The sequence below is a fragment of the Streptomyces aureus genome, assembly GCF_001418135.1.
Taxonomy (GTDB): Bacteria; Actinomycetota; Actinomycetes; order Streptomycetales; family Streptomycetaceae; genus Streptomyces; species Streptomyces aureus_A.
In genome coordinates this window covers 25,385-45,861 of the sequence record NZ_LIPQ01000053.1, presented here as the reverse complement: position 1 = coordinate 45,861, position 20,477 = coordinate 25,385, and the positions used below count along the sequence as shown (strand labels likewise).

The 20,477-nt window shown below is 71.2% G+C and carries 15 protein-coding genes and 1 tRNA gene; 9 read left to right on the top strand and 7 right to left on the bottom strand.

Going from position 1 to position 20,477, the window contains the following annotated elements; all coding sequences use genetic code 11:
• Positions 1-85: 85 nt before the first annotated feature.
• The 3 genes from AOK00_RS06230 to ligD all read right to left on the bottom strand — a co-directional run bounded on the left by AOK00_RS06230 (position 86) and on the right by ligD (position 4,537).
• A complete protein-coding gene (locus AOK00_RS06230; RefSeq protein WP_055599302.1) occupies positions 86-2,212 on the bottom strand; it encodes a hypothetical protein in 2,127 nt (708 codons plus the stop codon).
• A gap of 188 nt (positions 2,213-2,400) precedes the next feature.
• Complete coding sequence (locus AOK00_RS06225; RefSeq protein ID WP_254047257.1) at positions 2,401-3,285, bottom strand: ATP-dependent DNA ligase; 885 nt, start codon at positions 3,283-3,285, stop codon at positions 2,401-2,403.
• Positions 3,286-3,640: 355 nt separating this feature from the next.
• Positions 3,641-4,537 (bottom strand): non-homologous end-joining DNA ligase, encoded by an 897-nt coding sequence (gene ligD, locus AOK00_RS06220; RefSeq protein WP_055599301.1) that lies wholly within the window; start codon positions 4,535-4,537, stop codon positions 3,641-3,643.
• 73 nt (positions 4,538-4,610) lie between these two features.
• Here ligD and AOK00_RS06215 point away from each other — a divergent pair, with 73 nt between their 5' ends.
• Positions 4,611-5,714 (top strand): Ku protein, encoded by a 1,104-nt coding sequence (locus AOK00_RS06215; RefSeq protein ID WP_055599300.1) that lies wholly within the window; start codon positions 4,611-4,613, stop codon positions 5,712-5,714.
• 117 nt (positions 5,715-5,831) lie between these two features.
• Here the strand turns inward: AOK00_RS06215 and AOK00_RS06210 are convergent, their stop codons facing one another.
• Positions 5,832-7,520, bottom strand: a complete 1,689-nt coding sequence (locus tag AOK00_RS06210) for an AAA family ATPase (RefSeq protein WP_063886528.1) — start codon at positions 7,518-7,520, stop codon at positions 5,832-5,834.
• A gap of 351 nt (positions 7,521-7,871) precedes the next feature.
• Between AOK00_RS06210 and AOK00_RS06205 the strand changes: the two genes are divergently transcribed.
• Entirely contained in the window at positions 7,872-8,294 is a 423-nt protein-coding gene (locus AOK00_RS06205) for a hypothetical protein (RefSeq protein ID WP_055599299.1), read from the top strand.
• 130 nt (positions 8,295-8,424) lie between these two features.
• Here the strand turns inward: AOK00_RS06205 and AOK00_RS06200 are convergent, their stop codons facing one another.
• From AOK00_RS06200 to AOK00_RS06185, 3 genes are all read right to left on the bottom strand, one after another.
• Positions 8,425-8,922 (bottom strand): DUF4265 domain-containing protein, encoded by a 498-nt coding sequence (locus tag AOK00_RS06200; protein ID WP_159041687.1) that lies wholly within the window; start codon positions 8,920-8,922, stop codon positions 8,425-8,427.
• Between the two features lie 113 nt (positions 8,923-9,035).
• The gene (locus tag AOK00_RS36765; protein WP_079041855.1) at positions 9,036-9,791 is read right to left on the bottom strand and encodes a restriction endonuclease; all 756 of its coding nucleotides are present in this window, start codon (positions 9,789-9,791) and stop codon (positions 9,036-9,038) included.
• Between the two features lie 1,075 nt (positions 9,792-10,866).
• Positions 10,867-10,938 (bottom strand) — tRNA-Arg (locus AOK00_RS06185).
• Positions 10,939-11,098: 160 nt separating this feature from the next.
• Here AOK00_RS06185 and AOK00_RS06180 point away from each other — a divergent pair.
• From AOK00_RS06180 to rho, 7 genes are all read left to right on the top strand, one after another.
• Entirely contained in the window at positions 11,099-11,581 is a 483-nt protein-coding gene (locus tag AOK00_RS06180) for a response regulator (protein ID WP_079041854.1), read from the top strand.
• A gap of 101 nt (positions 11,582-11,682) precedes the next feature.
• Positions 11,683-12,693, top strand: coding sequence for an ArgS-related anticodon-binding protein NrtL (gene nrtL, locus AOK00_RS06175; protein WP_055599294.1), 1,011 nt, complete (start codon positions 11,683-11,685; stop codon positions 12,691-12,693).
• Between the two features lie 12 nt (positions 12,694-12,705).
• Positions 12,706-14,097 (top strand): diaminopimelate decarboxylase, encoded by a 1,392-nt coding sequence (gene lysA, locus AOK00_RS06170; protein WP_055599293.1) that lies wholly within the window; start codon positions 12,706-12,708, stop codon positions 14,095-14,097.
• Positions 14,098-14,240: 143 nt separating this feature from the next.
• Positions 14,241-15,533 (top strand): homoserine dehydrogenase, encoded by a 1,293-nt coding sequence (locus tag AOK00_RS06165; RefSeq protein WP_055599292.1) that lies wholly within the window; start codon positions 14,241-14,243, stop codon positions 15,531-15,533.
• Between the two features lie 6 nt (positions 15,534-15,539).
• Positions 15,540-16,610, top strand: coding sequence for a threonine synthase (gene thrC, locus AOK00_RS06160; protein ID WP_055599291.1), 1,071 nt, complete (start codon positions 15,540-15,542; stop codon positions 16,608-16,610).
• A gap of 310 nt (positions 16,611-16,920) precedes the next feature.
• Positions 16,921-17,838 (top strand): homoserine kinase, encoded by a 918-nt coding sequence (thrB, locus tag AOK00_RS06155; protein ID WP_030321061.1) that lies wholly within the window; start codon positions 16,921-16,923, stop codon positions 17,836-17,838.
• A 419-nt stretch (positions 17,839-18,257) separates the two neighbouring features.
• Positions 18,258-20,309 (top strand): transcription termination factor Rho, encoded by a 2,052-nt coding sequence (gene rho, locus AOK00_RS06150; RefSeq protein ID WP_301554186.1) that lies wholly within the window; start codon positions 18,258-18,260, stop codon positions 20,307-20,309.
• The last annotated feature ends 168 nt before the right edge of the window (positions 20,310-20,477 follow it).

Sequence of the window (20,477 nt, the reverse complement as noted above, 5' to 3'; positions counted from 1 at the left end):
GGCCGGGTACTCCACCACCCATCAGCCGGGACTCCACCGCCCCGCCGTCCGGCACTCCATCGCCCCGCCGTCCGGGCCCCGCAGCCTAGAACGCGCCCCGCTCCATCCTCGCGAGGGCCGCCCGGCACACGGTCAGGAGCTTCTCGTCGAGATGGATGTCATGGCTGCCGGAGGCACCCTCGCGGGCGTTGTGGCGGCGCCGTCGGGTCAGCTCGGTGAGGATCACCAGCTGCGCCTCCGAGGCGGCCGGGCCCATCTCCGCCAGGCACTCGGCCACGTCCACGCGCGCGTGCCGGTTCTCCTCCCAGGCCGCGAGCAGCACCGGCAGCGCCGCCGCCGTGTCCCCTGACACCCGCCACAGGGCCGCGGCGCTGCGGACCCGTACCCACAGGTCCCGCGCGGTCAGACCCGGCCCGAGGGCGGGGGCCGTCGAGGCGGCGGCCGGGCCGATCTCGCCCAGGGCCTGGGCGGCGGAGCACCAGTCCGCGCCCGAGGCGCCGGGCCGGAGCCATCGCTCCAGGGCGGTCAGGACCTCGCCCAGATCACCCTCGGCCGCCCACAGCGCGCGCGCCGCCGTCGTGGAGACGGTGGCCGATTCGGCGGTGAGGAGCCTGCGCACGTCCGGTACGGCCTCGCAGGCCGCGGGCCCGAACGCCGCCAGGGTCCGCAGCGCGGACTCGCGCACCCAGTCGCGCCGGTTCGCGGGCGCGCCGCGCAGGACCCGCAGGACCTCCGGCACGGCCTGGGAGCCCCGTACCGCCGCGAGGGCGTAGAGCAGGGGTGCCGCCCGGTCGTACAACCGCTCGTCGAGCTCGACCTCGGCGAGCCGGCGCCGCAGCAGCGGGGCCAGCATGGCGGCGGAGGGCCCGAGGCCGTCCATCGCGTACAGCAGCTCGCGCCGCACCTCGCGCTCCTCCAGGGCACGGGCGAGCAGCGGGACGGCGCGGGTGTCCCCGGCGCGGGCGAGCGCGAGCAGGGCGCCGTCGCGCCCGGACCGCCCGACGAAGCCGGTCTGGGGGCTGCCACCGACGCCGCTGCCGCCTGCCTGGGCAGGGCCGGGGCCGGTGCCCACGGCGAGGCGGGCGGCGAGTGCGTCGGCGGCGGGTGCGCCCAGCTCGAAGAGACGCTCCAGGAACGAGGTCGCGGCCTCCCGGAGCCGTGGCTCGGGGTCGTTGAGCTGGGCGCCGACGAGCCGGACGACCTCCTCGTACCGCCCCCGCCAGATCCGTATCAACCCGCCGCACAGCCAGATCGCGTCCGAACGCTGCCCCCAGTCGGGGCTGCGCAGCTGCGCCAGGATGAGCGCGATGCGGTCGTCGACCCGGTCGTCCAGCGCCGCGTGCAGGGTCCGGAGCAGCTCCTCCGTCCAGGGGGCGGGGCGCCCGGCGGCGTGCTCCTCCAGGAGCTCGCGGACCTGCCCGATGAGGGTCGGTGTCGCGGCCCGCTCGGTGCCGGGTACGGCCGGTCCCAGCGCCGAGGTCCTGATCTCCTCCAGGAGTCCCGTCACCCACGGCACGATGTCGTCGGGGATGTCGCCGGGCGCGCAGCGCGCCCGCTGGGCGAGGGCCGCGAGCCGGAGGCCGGGGTCCTGGGCGGCGCGGGCGAGCCAGCCGAGCCAGTCGACGGTCTCGTCGCGCAGCGACGCGTGGCGCAGGGCGATCCGCCCGACGGCGGCGACCAGGGCGAGCCGCACCTCGGTGTCCCGCTCGACGGTGAGCCGCTCCCGCAGCAGGGTCAGCACGCGCGCGGGCTCGGGGTGCAGCGAGGCGAGCGCGCAGGGCGCGGCGAGCCGCACCTCCGGGTCGGGGTCGGAGACGAGCCCGATGAAGACGTCGGCGCCGGCGGCGATCGCGGCGGCGGCCATCGCGTAGTTGGCGGCGGGGATGAACTCCTCGTCCTCGGAGTCGAGTTCGTCCAGTTCCTCGTCGTCGTCGAGCTCGATCCCGCCGATGCTGGTGAGCAGCTCGACGATGCAGCCGCGGTCCTGGACGGCGGGGTCGGCGACGAGTTCGAGGAGGAAGGGGATGCAGGCGAGGGTGGAGTCGTAGACGTCGCCCTGGTGGTGCACGGCCCCGTACATGCCGTCGAGGGCCGTCTCCCGCTCCGCGGGATCGGCGGAGGCGAGTCCGCGGAGCAGCTCCGGCACGTCGTCCGCGGGGCCGTACGCGTGCCCCAACGAGGCCCAGTCGACCTCCTCGATCCCCGTCAGCATGTGCCAGGCCGCCTTCCCCGTGAGCCCTGTACCAGGCAGCAAGTGTGCACCACGGGACGGGTAGCAAGGCCTTACCGGCAACACCGGGCCCGCGTAGAGCCCCAGTTGCGGTCTCTTTGCGCCATGTGCGGTACGCAGTGGGGCAGTTGCACTCAGTGCCCACCCCGGGAACGGGGTCCGGCGGCCGCCTACCCCTCGGACCGGACGCGGACGAAGGTCGCGTTCTCCTGCCGCTGCCGCACGGCGAGCTGCCGCAGTTCGACCGGGAGCGGCGGGTCGATCCACCGCACCGGTCCGTGCTCGGGGTCCTGGGCGAGCGGCCCCGCGCGGTCCCCGGCCAGGGCGCCGACCTCACGCGACTGCGCCGGGGTGAGCCGGGGCGAGGTGGAGACCGTACGACCGTCCGCGAGGCGTACGACCAGGGCCCGGGGCCGGTCGGGCGGTCCGACGACAGCGAGCAGCACGCCGTCGCTCGTCTCCATGTGCCGGATCTTCCGCCAGGCCCAGGTGGAGCCGGCCCGATAGGTGGAGGTCAGGGACTTCGCGACGATCCCCTCGACACCCGCGTCCCGCAGATCGCGGAACCAGTCGCGGGCGGTCTCCTCGTCCTGGGTGGCGAGCACCCGCTGGAGCGGCGGCTCGGCGTCGACCAGGGCCGTACCGAGCAGCTCCCACCGGTCGCGGAGCGGCAGTGCCCGTACGTCGCGCCCGGGGACGGCGAGCAGGTCGAAGGCGATGTACGAGACCGGAACGCCGGCCCGCGCCCGGTCGGCGGGGGAACGCAGCAGGTCGGTGAAGCTCAGCCGCCCCTCACGATAGGCGCACAGCTCGCCGTCGAGGACGATCCCGGGCGGCAGCTGGTCACGCAGGTGTGCGGCGATCCCGGGGAACTCGGGGGCGAGGTCGCGACGGGAACGCGACTGGAGGACGACCTTTCCGTCACCGAGGACGAAGGCGAGCGCGCGGAACCCGTCGAGCTTGAGCGAGTACTGGAGCTCCCGGGGCGGTCTTCCCTGCGCGGGGATCTCGTCGGCGGAGCGGGGCCGCATGACGTCGACGGGCGGAAGAAGCACGAGGTCGTGGGCGCCGGGGCGGGGGCCGCGGCCGGCCCCGGGGTCAACGCCGCGGCCGGAGCGGGAGCCGCGACCGGAGGCACGGCCGGGATCGGGGCCGCGGCCGGAGGCAGGGCCGGGACCGGGGCCGGGGCCGACGCCGGAGGCGGGAGCGCGATCAGGGCCGCCGCCGGGGGTGCGGGGCTCGGTGCGGCCGTGACCCGGAGTGCCACCGGCCGCGGGCGCGCCCCGGCCGGGGGGCCCGCCGGGGGTCCCGCCGTGCCCGCCCGGAGCGCCGCCACCGGTGGTCGCGGCGTCGCCGCGCCCGCCCCGGGCGTGCGCCCCGGCCCCGTTCACGACGCGTCCCCGGCCCGGTTCACGGCACGACCCCCGCCCGCTCGGGCGCGAAAAGTGGCGCGAGGAGATCCCCGTACCGCTCAAGACGTGGCGCGATGTCATCCATGAGGAGGACGAGGGACTCGGGGTCCGCGGCAGGCCCGGCGCACTCCTCGACCTCCTCCCACGTGACGGGCGCGGAGACCATGGGGAGGGGCCGCGCCCGCAGGGTGTAGGGGGTGGCGGTGGTCTTCGCGGCGGCGTTCTGGCTGTGGTCGACGAAGACCTTGCCGGGCCGCAGCGCCCGGGCCATGCGGTGCACGACGAGCCGCGGCAGCGCGGCCTCCGCCTCGACGGCGAGCTTGCGCGCGTACGCCGAGACGAGCGGGGACGGCGTGGGCACCACGGGGACGAGCAGGTGCAGCCCCTTGGAGCCGGAGGTCTTGGCGAAGGCGTCGAGACCGTCCGCGGCGAGCCGTTCGCGCAGGTGGAGGGCGACGCGGCAGCACTCGACGACCGTCGCGGGCGGCCCGGGGTCGAGGTCGAACACGATCCGGTCGGCGACGGCGGGGGCGGCGGCCCGCCACTGGGGCGTGTGGAACTCCACGACGAGGTTCGCGGCCCACATCAGCGAGGCGAGGTCCTCGACGACGACCTGCCGCGCCCGGGGGTCCTCGGAACGCGGCACGGGGGTGGTCCTCACCCAGGAGGGTGTGCCGGGCGGCGGATTCTTCGTGAAGAAGAGCTGCCCGTCGGGACCGTCCGGATAGCGCAGGAAGGACACCGGGCGATCGCGCAGATGCGGCAGGATCGCGGCCCCGACGGTCGCGTAGTAGTGGAGCAGCTCGCCCTTGGTGGTGCCGGTGACCGGGTGGAGCACCTTGTCCAGGTTGCTGAGCGCCAGGCGCCGTCCCTCCACCTCTGTGAGAGGCGTCATACGATGAGAATCCCACGATTACGGACAAATCGGGGACGACGAAACGTCCTGATCCGACCCGAAGGGAACATCTGTGCGATCCATCTGGAACGGCGCCATATCCTTCGGCCTGGTCAGCATCCCGATCAAGCTGGTGAACGCCACCGAGAGCCGGTCCGTCTCCTTCCGGCAGATCCACACCGAGGACGGCGGCCGCGTCCGCTACAAGAAGGTGTGCGAGCTCGACGGCGAGGAGGTCCCGCAGGCGGAGATCGGCAAGGCGTACGAGGACGCCGACGGGACGATGATCCCGATCACCGAGGAGGACCTGGCCGCGCTGCCGCTCCCCACCGCGAAGACGATCGAGATCGTCGCCTTCGTGCCGGCCGGTGACATCGACCCGCTGCAGATGGACGCCGCGTACTACCTCTCGGCGAACGGCGTCCCGGCGGCCAAGCCGTACACCCTGCTCCGCGAGGCGCTGAAGCGCAGCGACAAGGTGGCCGTGGCCAAGTACGCCCTCAGGGGACGGGAGCGTCTGGGGATGCTCCGGGTCGTGGACGACGTGATCGCCATGCACGGCCTGCTCTGGCCGGACGAGATCCGAGCGCCGGAGGGCGTGGCCCCGGAGAACCCGGTGAGCGTACGGGACGCCGAACTCGACCTGGCGGACGCCCTGATGGCCACCCTCGGCGAGGTCGACATGAGCACCCTGCACGACGACTACCGCACCGCGGTCGAGGAGATGATCGCGGCGAAGGCGGAGGGCGGCGAGGGGGTCGCACCCCCGGCCGCGGGCGAGGAGCCCGGCGGCGGCCAGGTCATCGACCTGATGGCGGCCCTGGAGAACAGTGTGAGGGCCGCGAAGGAGGCCAGGGGCGAGCAGGAGGAAGGGGAGGGGAAGGGGGCGGCGGAGGTCACGCCGCTGAAGCCACGGGCGGCTCGTGCGCCGAAGTCGACGGACGCGAAGAAGTCCACGTCGAAGACGGCGGCGAAGAAGACGGCGGCACCGGCGCGCAAGTCGACGTCGAAGACGGCGGCGAAGAAGACGCCGGCGAAGAGCACGGCGACGAAGAGCACGGCGACGACGAAGAAGACGACGGCGAAGAAGGCGACGGCGAAGAAGGCGACGGCGAAGGAGACGACGGCGAAGGAGACGACGGCGAAGAAGGCCACCCCACGCAAGCGCACGGCTTGAGGCGGCCCACGGGCGTCCACGGGCCGCCGACACTCCGCCCACACCTGCCGGCACTCCGCCACACCTGCCCGCACCCCGCCCACACCTGCCCACCGCCGCCCATCGGGTGGCCGGGTGTCACCTCGCAGGAGGACCGCCGGCGGAACGCAGCTCCTCGTACGCGGTGTTGATGTCGGCGACGCGTACGGTGACGAGGTCGTCCCGACTGGGGGTGGCGCTCCCGCCGTGGGTGTCGTAGAGGCGCAGGTCGCGGGAGGAGGCGGCCTTGCGGCAGAGCTCACGGGCGAGCCGCCCGTTCCCCAGCCGGTCGACGAGCCCGTCCTGTACGACGCTCCGGAAGTGGGAGTGGAGGACGGCGGCGGCGTCCTCGTCCACGACGTCGCCCTGCGCCTCCAGAACGCCGTGGGCGATCCGGAGGAGTTCCGCCGCCGAGTACGAGGGGAAGTCGATCCGCGTACTGAAACGGGAGGTGAGGCCGGGGTTCGTGGAGAGGAGTTCGGCCATCTCGTCCGGATATCCGGCCAGGATGACGACGAGCCGGTCGCGGTCGTCCTCGGCCCGCTTGAGCAGCACCTGAAGGGCCTCCTTGCCGAAGGCGTCGCCGCCGGAGTAGCCGGTGTTGCAGAGCGCGTAGGCCTCGTCTACGAAGAGGACACCACCGAGGGCGGAGTCGATGACGGCTTTCGTCTTCATGGCCGACGACCCGAGGTGTTCGCCCACGAGGTCGACCCGCGAGGTCTCGACGAGCGTCCCCGTCTCCAGCATGCCGAGCCCGGCGAAGATGTCGCCGACGATGCGGGCCACGGTCGTCTTGCCCGTGCCCGGGGGACCGGCGAAGACAAAGTGCTGCGGCCCGGCGGTCGTCGGCAGGCCCTGCTCCCTGCGGACCGTGGCCATCCGCAGCTGGGCGACGAGGGTCCGCACCTGCCGTTTGACCGGTTCGAGCCCGATCATCCGGTCGAGCCGCGCGAGCGCCTCGTCGAGCCGCCGGTCCGCGGGAGTGGCGCTCTCCCCGGAGGGGGCGGCCGCATCCGCCGCGCCTTCCGGGGCGGCGGCGGGGACCTGAACGGGAACATGGGCCTGCGCGCGCTGGGCGACGTCTGCGAGGCCGGGGAAGCAGCGGAAGGCGTACTGGAATTGGCGCAACGCCTCCCGGCTGTCGCCGACGCCCTCGTGGGCCAGCCCGCGCAGGTAGGCGACCTCGCCGTCGAACCTTCCGCCCCGGCCCAGCACACGGGGGAGGGGCGCCACGGTGTTGAGGACCTCGTGGAAGACGCGCTGGCGGGCGAGCGCGTACCCGACGTACAGCTGGGCCTCGTCGCGCAGGAAGGGCGCCTCGATGCCCCGCGAGAACTCCAGGACCTGCGGCCAGTTCTGCTTGAGGTAGGCGTAACGGGTGCACAGGAACCGCGTCTCGTCACAGTCCAGAACGGCGGTGAGGAGAGCGGGCTCGGCCTCGTCGACGCGCCCCGAGGAGAGCTGCTGCGCCATGCCGGCGAGCCAGAGATCGCGCGAGGTCTCCAGCCGGAAGGTGACGTAGACGCCGAGGTCGAACCGGGAACGGACGGTCAGCGCGCACTTGTTCCGCAGTGCGCCGAAGGAATGCCGGTACCGCCCCATGGCTTCGACGGCCTCGGCCTGGGACCGCCCCGTCGCATGGAGCCCCAACCAGGCGTCGGCGGCCGTGGGGTCGTACTCCAGCACCTCGGTGAACCGAACGGCGGCCGGATCGAACTGCCCCAGCCGAAGCAGCGCGACCCCCTCACGCCACGCCCGCTCGACCTTCCTGCCGGTACGCCTGGACACGGACTCTCCCGCCACAGTTCCCCCCGACCTAGGCCCCCCGGCCGCCGCTCGAACGCCGAAGCCGCCGGAACCACCCCGACGACACCTGACGACCCATCAAAGAACACCCCGAAAGGCGAACCGGTCAAAGCGTAATACCGCCCTGATCTCCCCGGCGCGGCACGGCACGGCACGCCACGCCACGACACGGCAAGCCACGACACGGCAGGCGAAGGAAAGGCCCGTCGCTACGGAGCTGCCCGACTGTGCGGCTCGACCGATCAGGGCCCCCACCCGAGGGAACCGCTCCGTTGTCGGTGCCGCCCCCTACGCTGCGTGCTCACAAGGACAGCGCACAGGGAGGGAACGAGGATGGGCGGCAACGCGTGGACGCAGACAGGCCCGTATCAGCGTGATCTGGCGGCTGCGTTCCAGCAGTTCCGGGCGGAGACGCTCGCTCAGGACGACAACGGCTTCGAGGGCCGGTCCATCGAGGAGCTGTGGCGGGACCCGGCATGGCACGAGTACATCTTCACCGGCGGCACAGGCACCGTGCTGGACTTCCCCGCGATGATCGACGCCACGGACACGGACGACGGCCCGTTCATGCGACCGCTGACCGACGCAGAGGTACGCGCCTGGTCCCCCGAAGGCCGACCCACGTACGAGGAATGGACCAAGGCGCTCGACTCGGGACTCTTGGACTTCCCCGATCGCGCCCAGGGCAACTGCACCGTGCTCTACCGCGACGGCGAGCCCGCTCGGATCGGCTACTGGGGAGTGACGGCCGACTAGCGGGGCGCGGGGGCCTCACCCCACGCGAGGCCCCCTGTCATACGGCAGCGCGGCGCCGCACACGCCTCCCCATGCAACAAGACCCCCAGCGTTTCCGCTGACGACGGGGTGTGTGGCACGTCCACGCCGGTCATCCCTCCGGTTCCTGCCACCAGTTCAGCGGTTCTCCGTCCGGTCCGAACACGTTGCCGAATCCCCATTCGAGCAGCCCGCTCACACTTGGCGCCCACGTTTCCATCACCGCCTCGACGGCGGGGAATCCGGCATCGACGGGCACCGTCACCACGAGGAACCGCCGGTCAGCAGGAGCCTCCACCAGGCCGGCGAGGGGGGCGAAGGCCCTGCTCAGAGAGTCCACCGACTCAGCGGCAAAGGGAGGCCGGCCGAATGCCTGGATACAGAGGTTCGGGCCTCGACGCTCGATCTGGAACAGGCCGTCGGAGTCGATCTTCAGTACGTCTCCTGCGGCGCAACCCTCGACCATGCCGGGACTGCCCATCAGCTCGTAGCCGCCGAGACCGACCGACCTGGCAGGAAGCGTCTCGAACACCGGCGCACCCGAACCGGCAAAGCCGGCCCGCAGCGCCACATGGCAATAGTCGGACCGCGCCGGGTTCTCGATGCTCATCCCAAAATGCTCGCAGACGCGCTCCGAGGCCTGGGGGGCGGGTTCGGCTCCCCTTCCCGCGCCACGGTCGAGCAATCCCGGGCCCTCTGTGCTGCCTCCTGGTCGATGGTCATTCAAATGGGAAGTTCGAGGTCGGCGACTTGGTACAGATGATCCGCATCTTCCGACCATCTGGTCAGGGTTTCGCGGTCGATCAGTCGGATTCCGTGCCTGGCCCCCCAGGCTGCGGCATCGCGCGTGAATGATCCGTTGGTCACCACCATCGATTCGTTCGCCCCATAGGCGGCCTGGGCCGTTCCATTTATCTGATAGAGAACTTTGGAGTCGACTTTGCGGCCGCGAGTCGTGTGCTTGCACTGCACGGCAATCCGCTGACCGGCGACGTCTACGGCCAGCACATCGACTGCCTGGTCGCCTCTACCGCCGATGACCTCGGCCTTCAGGCCGTCGCGTTCCATCAGCTTTCGAACAATTTCCTCGAATTGTGCTGGTGAGGATTTATCGATCACGGCAATTGATGGACTGTGTATGGACCTCCGGTTCGGTCGGCTGGTTTCAAGCCCGGCGATCCATGCATCCCTCCTTCTCTCTTCCTCTCGGAGGATCTGTGCCTGCATCTTCCGGTTCTCGTCGAGAAGCCTCTTTATCTCTTCTCTGTGGTGTCTTATTTGACGTCGATGAGAAGCCCGGGCGAAGAGCTCAACGGGCAGTGCGAGGATGAGTCCTAGGGTTACCGAGGCGGAGATGTCCTGGATTCGCATGAATCCGTTGCCCGGGTCGGCCGACGCCAGTGGCTGTCCGCTTGCCCAGTTGTTGACAAGAGGAAGTCCGAGCGAGCCCAATATGATCAGCCCGAGTTTCCAGCTCATGACCTTGTCGTGTGGATATCTCGGCTGGCCTCGCAACCCAATTCCCCTTCCTGAAGAACTCGCAGAAGACAACCGGCCGGCGCGCCTCTATCGAGGTGTCCGTATGGCTTTGCGATGTCAGAAAACCGGCGACGCAGGACCGCATGTGGTGGTGTCACCTGCTCCAGCAGATTTTCTTCCTCAACCGCTGAGGCGACGTCCTCGAAATCACGCTTGCGTCCGTCGAAGTAGCTGTAGATCAGCTCCGAAGCCTTGGCAGTTGGGATATCCACCCAACACCGCCGGGCTGGGGTCCTTACCAGTGGCGTACCGGTACCCCTGCGCTACGCGCAACTGGCCACCCATGCATCCCCCTGGGGCTGTACCGACTTGACGATCGCCGCTGACGGTAGCCGGTGGCACTGACACCGTCCTGGCGGTCGTCGTCGCAGGGGTGGGCATCGGTCTGTACGACATCTTCAGGAGTGGCGACTACATGGCCCCACCGACCTGGCCGACGTGGAAGGGACACGGATCGGCAAGGAAGGAGGCGACGCACGGCTGCTGGTACATGGGGGGACGGTACGGCCGAGCTGACGTCTGAGGCGCAAGCCGACGTCTGCGGATGGCCGGCGGGGCGCGACGCCCGGGTAGTACGGGCGGCATGGACCTTCGGCGGCATCGGCGATCCACGGCTGATGCACCTGGAACTCAAGTACCCCGACCCCGATACGGCCTCCCCCTGCTCTTCCGAACTCCACGTCGACCCGGACGGGCAGGCCGGCACCGTCGTCGCCCGAGGTCGCCGAGCGAGCCGGCAACAGCGTGGAGGTGCTGCCGAGTCGATAGCCGAAGTGCCTGGACGGCCGCCAGGAGGTGGCGAATCGGCGCATCGGAGATCTCCTGGGGGAGCACGAGTGAGCGGCCTTCGTCGTTCCCTGGACTGATCTGCGCTGATGCCGCGAGCTCCTGTCCGCGAACAGTCCACGGACCTCGACATACGACCGCTCGGCGCGGCACCCACCCGCACATACAACAAGACCCCGTTCTCAGCGTTTCCGCTGATCACGGGGTCTGTCTGGCACTTCCTGCGAAGTGCCCCCGGCAGGATTCGAACCTGCGCACACGGCTCCGGAGGCCGTTGCTCTATCCCCTGAGCTACGGGGGCGTCCGCCGCGTTCGGCGGCGACGGGTAGAACCCTACCAGCTCCGCGGGAGTGGCTGTGAACAGGTATTTCCGGGGTGTCACCAGGGGCTGGGTCCCCCGCACGGGTCAGAAGTGGGTAAAACCCGGACGCAGCCGTTCGGGGCGGCCTACTCTCGTTCGTGTGTCAGGCGTGTCCGGTCGGGTGCTCGTTGTCGACGACAACAAGGTGATCCGGCAGTTGATCAGGGTCAATCTCGAACTCGAGGGGTTCGAGGTCGTGACCGCGGCCGATGGTGCCGAGTGTCTGGATGTCGTACATCGGGTCTGTCCTGATGTCGTCACCCTGGACGTCGTCATGCCCCGCTTGGACGGGATCAAGACGGCCGAGCGGCTGCGGGCCGACCCCCGGACCAGCCATCTGCCCGTCGCGATCATCAGCGCCTGCGGTGAGCACGAGGTGTCCGGTGGGGTCGCCTCCGGCGTCGACGCCTTCCTCGCCAAGCCCTTCGAGCCCGCCGAGCTCGTCCGCGTCGTCCGTCAGCTGATGCACCGCGAGCGCCGGGAGCGGCCCGAGGGGGCCGGGCCCGACGGGGGAGAGGACCCGGCCGCAGTCGACGGCTGCCAGGAGTCCCGGCGTGCCAGGAGCACCAACCGTCCGCACTGACCGCGATCCGTCGCCCGGCCTGCGGGTCGGCCTCCGCCTCGGGTGACCGCATGGCGAAACCGGTTCGCGTTCCGCCCCCCCTCCTCCCCTACGCTTGTCCCGTGACCCCCGCGGACCTCTCCCTCACCGTGCTGCACGCCGTGCGCCGTGCGGTCGACGACGGTGCGCTGCGGGTCGACGTGCCCCCGGTGGTCAAGGTCGAGCGGGCTCGGCCCGGCGGCGTCGGCGATTACGCCAGCAACGTCGCCCTCACTCTCGCCCGGCCCGCCGGACGCACCGCCCTCGACGTCGCCGGGATCCTCGAAGAACGTCTCCGTGACGCCCCCGGACTCCAAGCGGTCGCCGTCACCGGTCCCGGCTTCCTGAACTTCACCCTTCGGCCCGATGCCGGCGGCGAGCTCGTACGGGCCGTCCGCGAGGCCGGGAAGGCGTACGGGACCGGCACCGCCCTCGCCGGGGTCACCGTCCGCTTCGCCGACCTGACAGAGTCGCGCGCGCTGCTCGTCACCGAGACCGTCGTCCGGCTCCTCCGGACCCAGGGCGCCGACGCCGGGTTCCGCGGGGACCAGCGCATCGACGAGCCGATCGACCAGCAGGTTGCTGATCGGAGCGACGAGCGGATTCATGTGCACCCAGGGGCGTACGAGCCGGACGTCCTCGGTGTCGACGCCGCCCGCTGGGCCCTCCTCCGGCCCGCCCCCCAGGACCGGCCCCTCGACGGGCCTCCCCTCCTCGTCCAGCACGAGCGCAATCCCCTCTTCCGCGTGCGGTACGCCCACTCCCGGGTCCGGAGGCTGCTCGTCAACGCCGCGCAGCTCGGCTTCCGGCCCGCGTACGAGACTCCCGTCCACGCACCCGAACTTCTCGGCGTCCTCGGCGATCACCCCGTCGCCCTCCTCACCGCCGCCCGCTACCGCGCCCCTGACCGGGTCGCCCGGCACCTGGAAGCCACCGCCGACGCGCTGCTCGCGTTCCAGCACACCGTTCTGCCGCTCGGCGACGAGAAACCCTCGGCCGCCCATCGTTCCCGGCTCGCGCTCGCCGAAGCCGCCGGGACGGTGCTCGCCGGTGGCCTCTCCGTGCTCGGCATCAGCGCACCCGAACGGATTTGAAAGAGTTCAGACATGAGTCGTTCCGCCCATCCCGCAGGCCCTCGCCACGCCGACGTCCTTCCCGAGGGCCACTACACCGCGCCGCCCGCCGACCTCAACGTCCTCGACCCCAAGGTGTGGTCCCGGACCGTCGAGCGGGACGAGCGCGGTGTCGCCACCGTCGGGGGGCTGAGCGTGACCGAGCTCGCCGAGGAGTTCGGGACCCCCGCCTACTTCCTCGACGAGAGCGACTTCCGCGCTCGCTGCCGCGCCTGGGCCGAGGCCTTCGGCAAGGACGCCGACGTCTTCTACGCCGGGAAGGCCTTCCTCTCCCGGGCCGTCGTGCGGTGGCTCAAGGAAGAGGGGCTGAACCTCGACGTGTGCTCCGGCGGGGAGCTCACCACCGCCCTTTCCGCCGGGATGCCCGCCGAGCGCATCGCCTTCCACGGCAACAACAAGAGCGAGAACGAGATCCGTACGGCCGTCGAAGCCGGCGTGGGGCGGATCGTTCTCGACTCCTTCCAGGAGATCGTGCGGGTCTCGCACATCGCGCAGTCCCTCGGCAGGCGCCAGCGCGTGCAGATCCGTGTGACCGTCGGCGTCGAGGCCCACACGCACGAGTTCATCGCCACCGCGCACGAGGACCAGAAGTTCGGCATCGCGCTCGCGGGCGGGCAGGCCGCCGAGGCCGTGCGGCGGGCCCTCAAGCTCGACGGGCTCGAGCTCATCGGCATTCACTCGCACATCGGCTCGCAGATCTTCGACATGGCGGGCTTCGAGGTCTCCGCGCGCCGCGTCGTCCAGCTGCTCGCCGAGGTGCGGGACGAGCACGGTGTCGAGCTGCCCGAGATCGACCTCGGCGGCGGCCTCGGCATCGCGTACACCTCCGAGGACGACCCGCGCGAGCCGCACGAGATCGCCAAGGCGCTGAGCGAGATCGTGACGCGCGAGTGCGAGGCCGCGGGCCTCGCCACCCCCCGTATCTCCGTCGAGCCCGGGCGCGCCATCGTCGGGCCCACCGCCTTCACGCTGTACGAGGTCGGCACCGTCAAGCCGCTCGAAGGGCTGCGGACGTACGTGAGTGTCGACGGCGGCATGTCGGACAACATCCGCACCGCGCTGTACGACGCCGAGTACAGCGTCAACCTCGTCTCGCGGACCAGCGACGCCGCGCCCATGCTCTCCCGGGTCGTCGGCAAGCACTGCGAGAGCGGCGACATCGTCGTACGGGACGCCTTCCTGCCCTCGGACCTGGCGCCCGGCGACCTCATCGCCGTGCCGGCCACCGGTGCGTACTGCCGCTCCATGGCCAGCAACTACAACCACGCACTCCGGCCGCCCGTCGTCGCCGTCCGTGACGGCGAGGCGCGGGTCATCGTGCGGCGCGAGACGGAGGAAGATCTCCTGCGTCTCGACGTCGGGTGATGAAATAGTCGAGTGATGAAATAGATGTCTCAGGATCCGGACGAGGGGCAGAAACCCCCGTCCGGTGAGTGAGACTGGTTCCACCGTCGAGAACCGCAGAGACTCGAACGTAGAGATACGAAGTAGGACGAGAAAGAGGTCGGATGATGCGTACGCGTCCGCTGAAGGTGGCGCTGCTGGGCTGTGGAGTGGTCGGCTCAGAGGTGGCGCGCATCATGACGACGCACGCCGACGACCTCGCCGCGCGCATCGGCGCCCCGGTCGAGCTCGCCGGCGTGGCGGTCCGCCGCCCGGACAAGGTCCGCGAGGGCATCCCCGCGGAGCTGATCACCACCGACGCCACCGCCCTCGTGAAACGGGGGGACATCGACGTGATCGTCGAGGTCATCGGCGGGGTCGAGCCGGCCCGCACCCTCATCACCACCGCCTTCGAGCACGGCGCCTCCGTCGTCTCGGCGAACAAGGCGCTGCTCGCCCAGGACGGCGCGAACCTGTACGCCGCCGCCCAGGAGCACGGCCAGGACCTCTACTACGAGGCCGCCGTCGCCGGTGCCATCCCGCTCATCCGCCCGCTGCGCGAGTCCCTCGCCGGCGACAAGATCAACCGCGTGATGGGCATCGTCAACGGCACGACCAACTTCATCCTCGACAAGATGGACACCTCCGGGGCCGGCTACTCCGAGGCGCTCGACGAGGCCACCGCCCTCGGGTACGCCGAGGCCGACCCGACCGCCGACGTCGAGGGCTTCGACGCCGCCGCCAAGGCCGCCATCCTCGCCGGGATCGCCTTCCACACGCGCGTGCGCCTCGACGACGTCTACCGCGAGGGCATGACCGAGGTCACCGCCGCCGACTTCGCCTCCGCCAAGCAGATGGGCTGCACCATCAAGCTGCTCGCCATCTGCGAGCGCGCCGCCGACGGCGAGTCCGTCACCGCGCGCGTGCACCCGGCGATGATCCCGCTCAGCCACCCGCTGGCCTCCGTCCGCGAGGCGTACAACGCGGTCTTCGTCGAGGCCGACGCCGCCGGGCAGCTCATGTTCTACGGCCCCGGCGCCGGCGGCGCTCCGACCGCCTCGGCCGTCCTCGGCGACCTCGTCGCCGTGTGCCGCAACAAGCTCAACGAGGCCAACGGCCCCGGCGAGTCCGCGTACACCCAGCTGCCCGTGAGCCCCATGGGCGACGTGGTGACGCGGTACCACATCAGTCTCGACGTGGCCGACAAGCCGGGCGTCCTCGCCCAGGTCGCGACGGTCTTCGCCGAGCACGGCGTATCCATCGATACGGTGCGCCAGCAGGGCAAGGACGGCGAGGCCTCCCTCGTCGTCGTCACCCACCGCGCGCCCGACGCCGCCCTTTCGGGGACCGTCGAGGCGCTGCGCAAGCTCGACACCGTGCGCGGTGTCGCCAGCATCATGCGTGTTGAAGGGGAGTAAGGACCCATGACCCACAAGGGCACCCACCAGTGGCGCGGCATCATCGAGGAGTACCGGGACCGCCTTCCGGTCACGGACAAGACGCCGGTCGTCACGCTCCGTGAGGGCGGCACGCCGCTCGTACCCGCTCAGGTCCTCTCCGAGCGCACGGGCTGCGAGGTGCACCTCAAGGTCGAGGGCGCCAACCCCACCGGCTCCTTCAAGGACCGGGGCATGACCATGGCCATCACCAGGGCCAAGGAGGAGGGGGCGCAGGCCGTCATCTGCGCCTCCACCGGCAACACCTCCGCCTCGGCCGCGGCCTACGCGGTACGCGCCGGCATGGTGTCGGCCGTCCTCGTGCCGCAGGGCAAGATCGCGCTCGGCAAGATGGGCCAGGCCCTCGTGCACGGCGCGAAGATCCTCCAGGTCGACGGCAACTTCGACGACTGCCTGACCCTGGCCCGCAGCCTCTCGGAGAACTACCCGGTGGCGCTGGTCAATTCGGTCAACCCGGTCCGCATCGAGGGCCAGAAGACCGCCGCCTTCGAGATCGTGGACATGCTGGGCGACGCGCCCGACATCCACGTCCTGCCCGTGGGCAACGCCGGCAACATCACGGCGTACTGGAAGGGGTACCGCGAGTACGCCGAGGACGGCCTCGCGACGCACCGCCCCCGCATGTGGGGCTTCCAGGCCTCCGGTTCGGCCCCGCTGGTCCGCGGCGAGATCGTCAAGGACCCGTCGACGATCGCCACCGCGATCCGCATCGGCAACCCGGCCTCGTGGGACTACGCGATCGCCGCGCGCGACGAGTCGGGCGGCTTCATCGACGAGGTGACGGACCGTGAGATCCTGCAGGCCTACCGCCTGTTGGCCGCGCAGGAGGGCGTCTTCGTCGAGCCCGCCTCCGCCGCCTCGGTCGCCGGTCTGCTGAAGGCCGCCGCCCAGGGCAAGGTCGACCCCGGCCAGCGGATCGTCTGCACGGTCACCGGCAACGGGCTCAAGGACCCCGACTGGGCCGTCGCCGGCGCGCCGCAGCCGGTCACCGTTCCGGTCGACGCGGCCGCCGCCGCCGAACGCCTCGGTCTGGCCTGATCCTCACCCCTCCGCGCGGGGAAACGTGCTGATCGAAACCCGATCAGGAACGTACATAGGCGCACAGGTTGGCTCGCGACACGCATCGTGCGCCTCCTGTGCGCCCTATGTCGCGGCAGAACCTTCCTTCGATAGGCTGTACCGAACCCGCCCCGACGCATATGCGCGGTGTTGTTGCCGTCGTCGCCTCCGTGGCTGAAACGGCCCCCGGGTTCCCCGTACTTCTCTTGAAACACACACCCGAAACACCCTCTGAAACACCCGCTGTTCCAGAACAACCCGTTGTCGCAATCAAGGAGATCATCGAGCGATGGCCGGTCCAGCGTTCCGCGCCGCCGCCGTACGGGTGCGCGTCCCCGCCACCAGCGCCAATCTCGGTCCGGGCTTCGACGCCTTCGGCCTGTCGCTGGGCCTCTACGACGACGTCGTCGTCCGTGTCGCCGACTCCGGACTGCACGTCGACATCGCCGGCGAGGGCGCCGAGACGCTCCCGCGCGACGAGAGCCACCTGCTCGTACGCTCCCTGCGCACCGCCTTCGACCTGCTCGGCGGACAGCCGCGCGGCCTCGAGGTCGTCTGCGCCAACCGCATCCCGCACGGCCGCGGCCTCGGCTCCTCCTCGGCCGCCATCTGCGCCGGCATCGTCGCCGCCCGCGCCGTGACCATAGGCGGGGACGCCAAGCTCGACGAGGCCGCCCTCCTGGAGCTGGCCACCGAGATCGAGGGCCACCCCGACAACGTCGCCGCCTGTCTGCTCGGCGGATTCACGCTCGCCTGGACCGAGTCCGGTGCGGCGCGGGCGATCAGGATGGATCCCTCGGATTCCATCGTTCCGGTGGTTTTCGTCCCCGGGAAGCCGGTGCTGACCGAGACCGCCCGCGGACTCCTGCCGCGCACCGTCCCGCACGTGGACGCCGCGGCCAACGCCGGGCGCGCCGCCCTCCTCGTCGAGGCCCTGACCCGCCGCCCCGAGCTGCTGCTCGCGGCCACCGAGGACCGGCTGCACCAGGAGTACCGGGCTCCCGCGATGCCCGACAGCATCGCCCTGGTGAACCGGCTGCGGGCGGACGGCGTCCCCGCGGTCATCTCCGGCGCGGGCCCCACGGTCCTCGCGCTGGCCGAACACGGGACGGCCGACAAGGTCGCCCGCCTCGCGGGCGAGGGCTGGGCCGCGAACCGGCTCGACCTCGACGCGTCCGGAGCGAGCGTCCTTCCGCTGGCGCCCTAGGCGCACGGCGGCCGGACGCCGGGCAGCGTCCGGTACAGGAGATTGCCGGTGAGGGAGAGGGGGAATGTTTGTTGGAGCCGGTAGTGTTAACCTCAAGTCAGCACCCGGCGCCTTTGTGGCGCGGTGCTGAGTGTCCCCATCAGGGACCACCGATTCTTCCGGGAGCCTCCCCAACTGCCTGAGCAGCCTGCCTGAGCAGTTTCGAGCACGCTCCGGAACCGGCACGACACCCCTCGCTCTTCTTTTCTCGCGAGGGCCGAGCAGGGGGCGCTCGGGCCGGACCCCAGCACGTTTTCTCTCCGCCGTACCCGGCGGGACCACCGCCCCGGACACGGTCCACCCAACACGGGACCGCTGCCGGACAGCACAACCGGTCGCCGAGCCAGATGGCCGACGTCCGCTCCAGGGAAGGACCCTTCGTGAGCGACACCACCGATCTGATGGGCGTGACTGCCGACAGCAGTGTCGACGCCGCCGCGCCCGCCGCAGGTGCTGCCACCGGCGGCACCGCACGGCGCCGCCGCTCCGGCACCGGCCTCGAGGGCATGGTCCTGGCCGAGCTGCAGCAGGTCGCGTCCGGCCTCGGCATCAGGGGCACCGCGCGGATGCGCAAGAGCCAGCTGATCGAGGTCATCAAGGAGGCGCAGGCCGGTGGAGGCTCCGCCGCCCCCGCCAAGGCCGCCGACGCCGCCGAGACCAAGCCGAAGCGCCGCACCACCGCCAAGACCCGTACGGGTGAGACCGCTGCCGAGGCCGCCGAGCCCAAGGCGGAGAAGGCCGAGAAGGCCGTCGCCCAGCAGCAGATCGACATCCCGGGTCAGCCGGCCTCCGACGACCAGCCCGCGGGCGAGCGTCGTCGCCGCCGTGCCACCGCCCCCGCCGGTTCGCCGGAGGGCGAGGCCAAGGCCGAGGCCGCGCAGGCCGTCAAGACCGAGACCCGTGCCGAGGCCAAGGCCGACGCGGGCACCGACACCAAGGCCGAGGCCGCCGTCGACGGCGCCGAGGGCCGTGGCCGCCGTGACCGCGGCGAGCGCGGCGAGCGCGGGGAGCGTGGCGAGCGCCGCGACCGCCGTGACCGTCAGCGCGACCGCGGCAAGGGCGACGAGCAGCAGGGTGGTGGCCAGGGCGGCCAGCGCCAGCGCCAGGGCGGCCAGGGTCAGGGCCAGCAGGTCCAGGGCCAGGGTCAGCAGGGCGGCCAGCAGGCCGGCCCGCAGGACGACTACGACGACGAGGCCGGCGGGCGCCGCGGGCGCCGCGGCCGCTACCGCGACCGTCGTGGGCGCCGTGGCCGTGACGACTTCCAGGCCGGCGAGCCGCAGGTCGCCGACGACGACGTCCTGATCCCCGTCGCGGGCATCCTCGACATCCTCGACAACTACGCGTTCATCCGGACCTCCGGCTACCTGCCCGGTCCGAACGACGTGTACGTCTCCCTCGCCCAGGTCCGCAAGAACGGCCTGCGCAAGGGTGACCACGTCACCGGTGCCGTGCGTCAGCCGAAGGAGGGCGAGCGCCGCGAGAAGTTCAACGCGCTGGTCCGCCTGGACTCGGCGAACGGCATGGCCGCCGACTCCGGCCGCGGCCGCCCCGAGTTCAACAAGCTGACCCCGCTCTACCCGCAGGACCGGCTCCGTCTGGAGACCGACCCGGGCGTGCTGACCACGCGGATCATCGACCTCGTGTCGCCGATCGGCAAGGGCCAGCGCGGTCTGATCGTGGCCCCGCCGAAGACCGGCAAGACCATGATCATGCAGGCGATCGCCAACGCGATCACGCACAACAACCCCGAGTGCCACCTGATGGTCGTCCTGGTCGACGAGCGTCCGGAAGAGGTCACCGACATGCAGCGGTCGGTCAAGGGCGAGGTCATCTCCTCGACCTTCGACCGTCCGGCCGAGGACCACACCACGGTCGCCGAGCTGGCCATCGAGCGCGCCAAGCGTCTCGTGGAGCTGGGTCACGACGTGGTCGTCCTGCTCGACTCGATCACCCGCCTGGGCCGCGCGTACAACCTCGCGGCGCCGGCCTCCGGCCGCATCCTGTCCGGTGGTGTCGACTCGACCGCGCTCTACCCGCCGAAGCGCTTCTTCGGTGCGGCGCGCAACATCGAGGACGGCGGCTCGCTGACCATCCTGGCCACCGCGCTGGTCGACACCGGCTCGCGCATGGACGAGGTGATCTTCGAGGAGTTCAAGGGCACCGGCAACATGGAGCTCAAGCTCGACCGGAAGCTCGCCGACAAGCGCATCTTCCCGGCCGTCGACGTCGACGCCTCGGGTACGCGTAAGGAAGAGATCCTGCTCGGCAGCGACGAGCTCGCCGTCACCTGGAAGCTGCGTCGCGTGCTGCACGCGCTCGACCAGCAGCAGGCGATCGAGCTGCTGCTCGACAAGATGAAGCAGACGAAGTCGAACGGCGAGTTCCTGCTCCAGATCCAGAAGACGACGCCTGGCGGCAAGAACGACGACTGACGTGTGACCTGCGTCATGCCCCAGTCGTGCGACCGGGACGCGGCCTCGGTGTCGTAACCCCGTCGTGACCTGCGTGAACCACTGCGCCCACCGTGCCCCGCACGGTGGGCGCAGTGCTGTTCCGGTCCGCGCTCACCGAAACCTCACAGGCCCGTATGCAACCCTTTC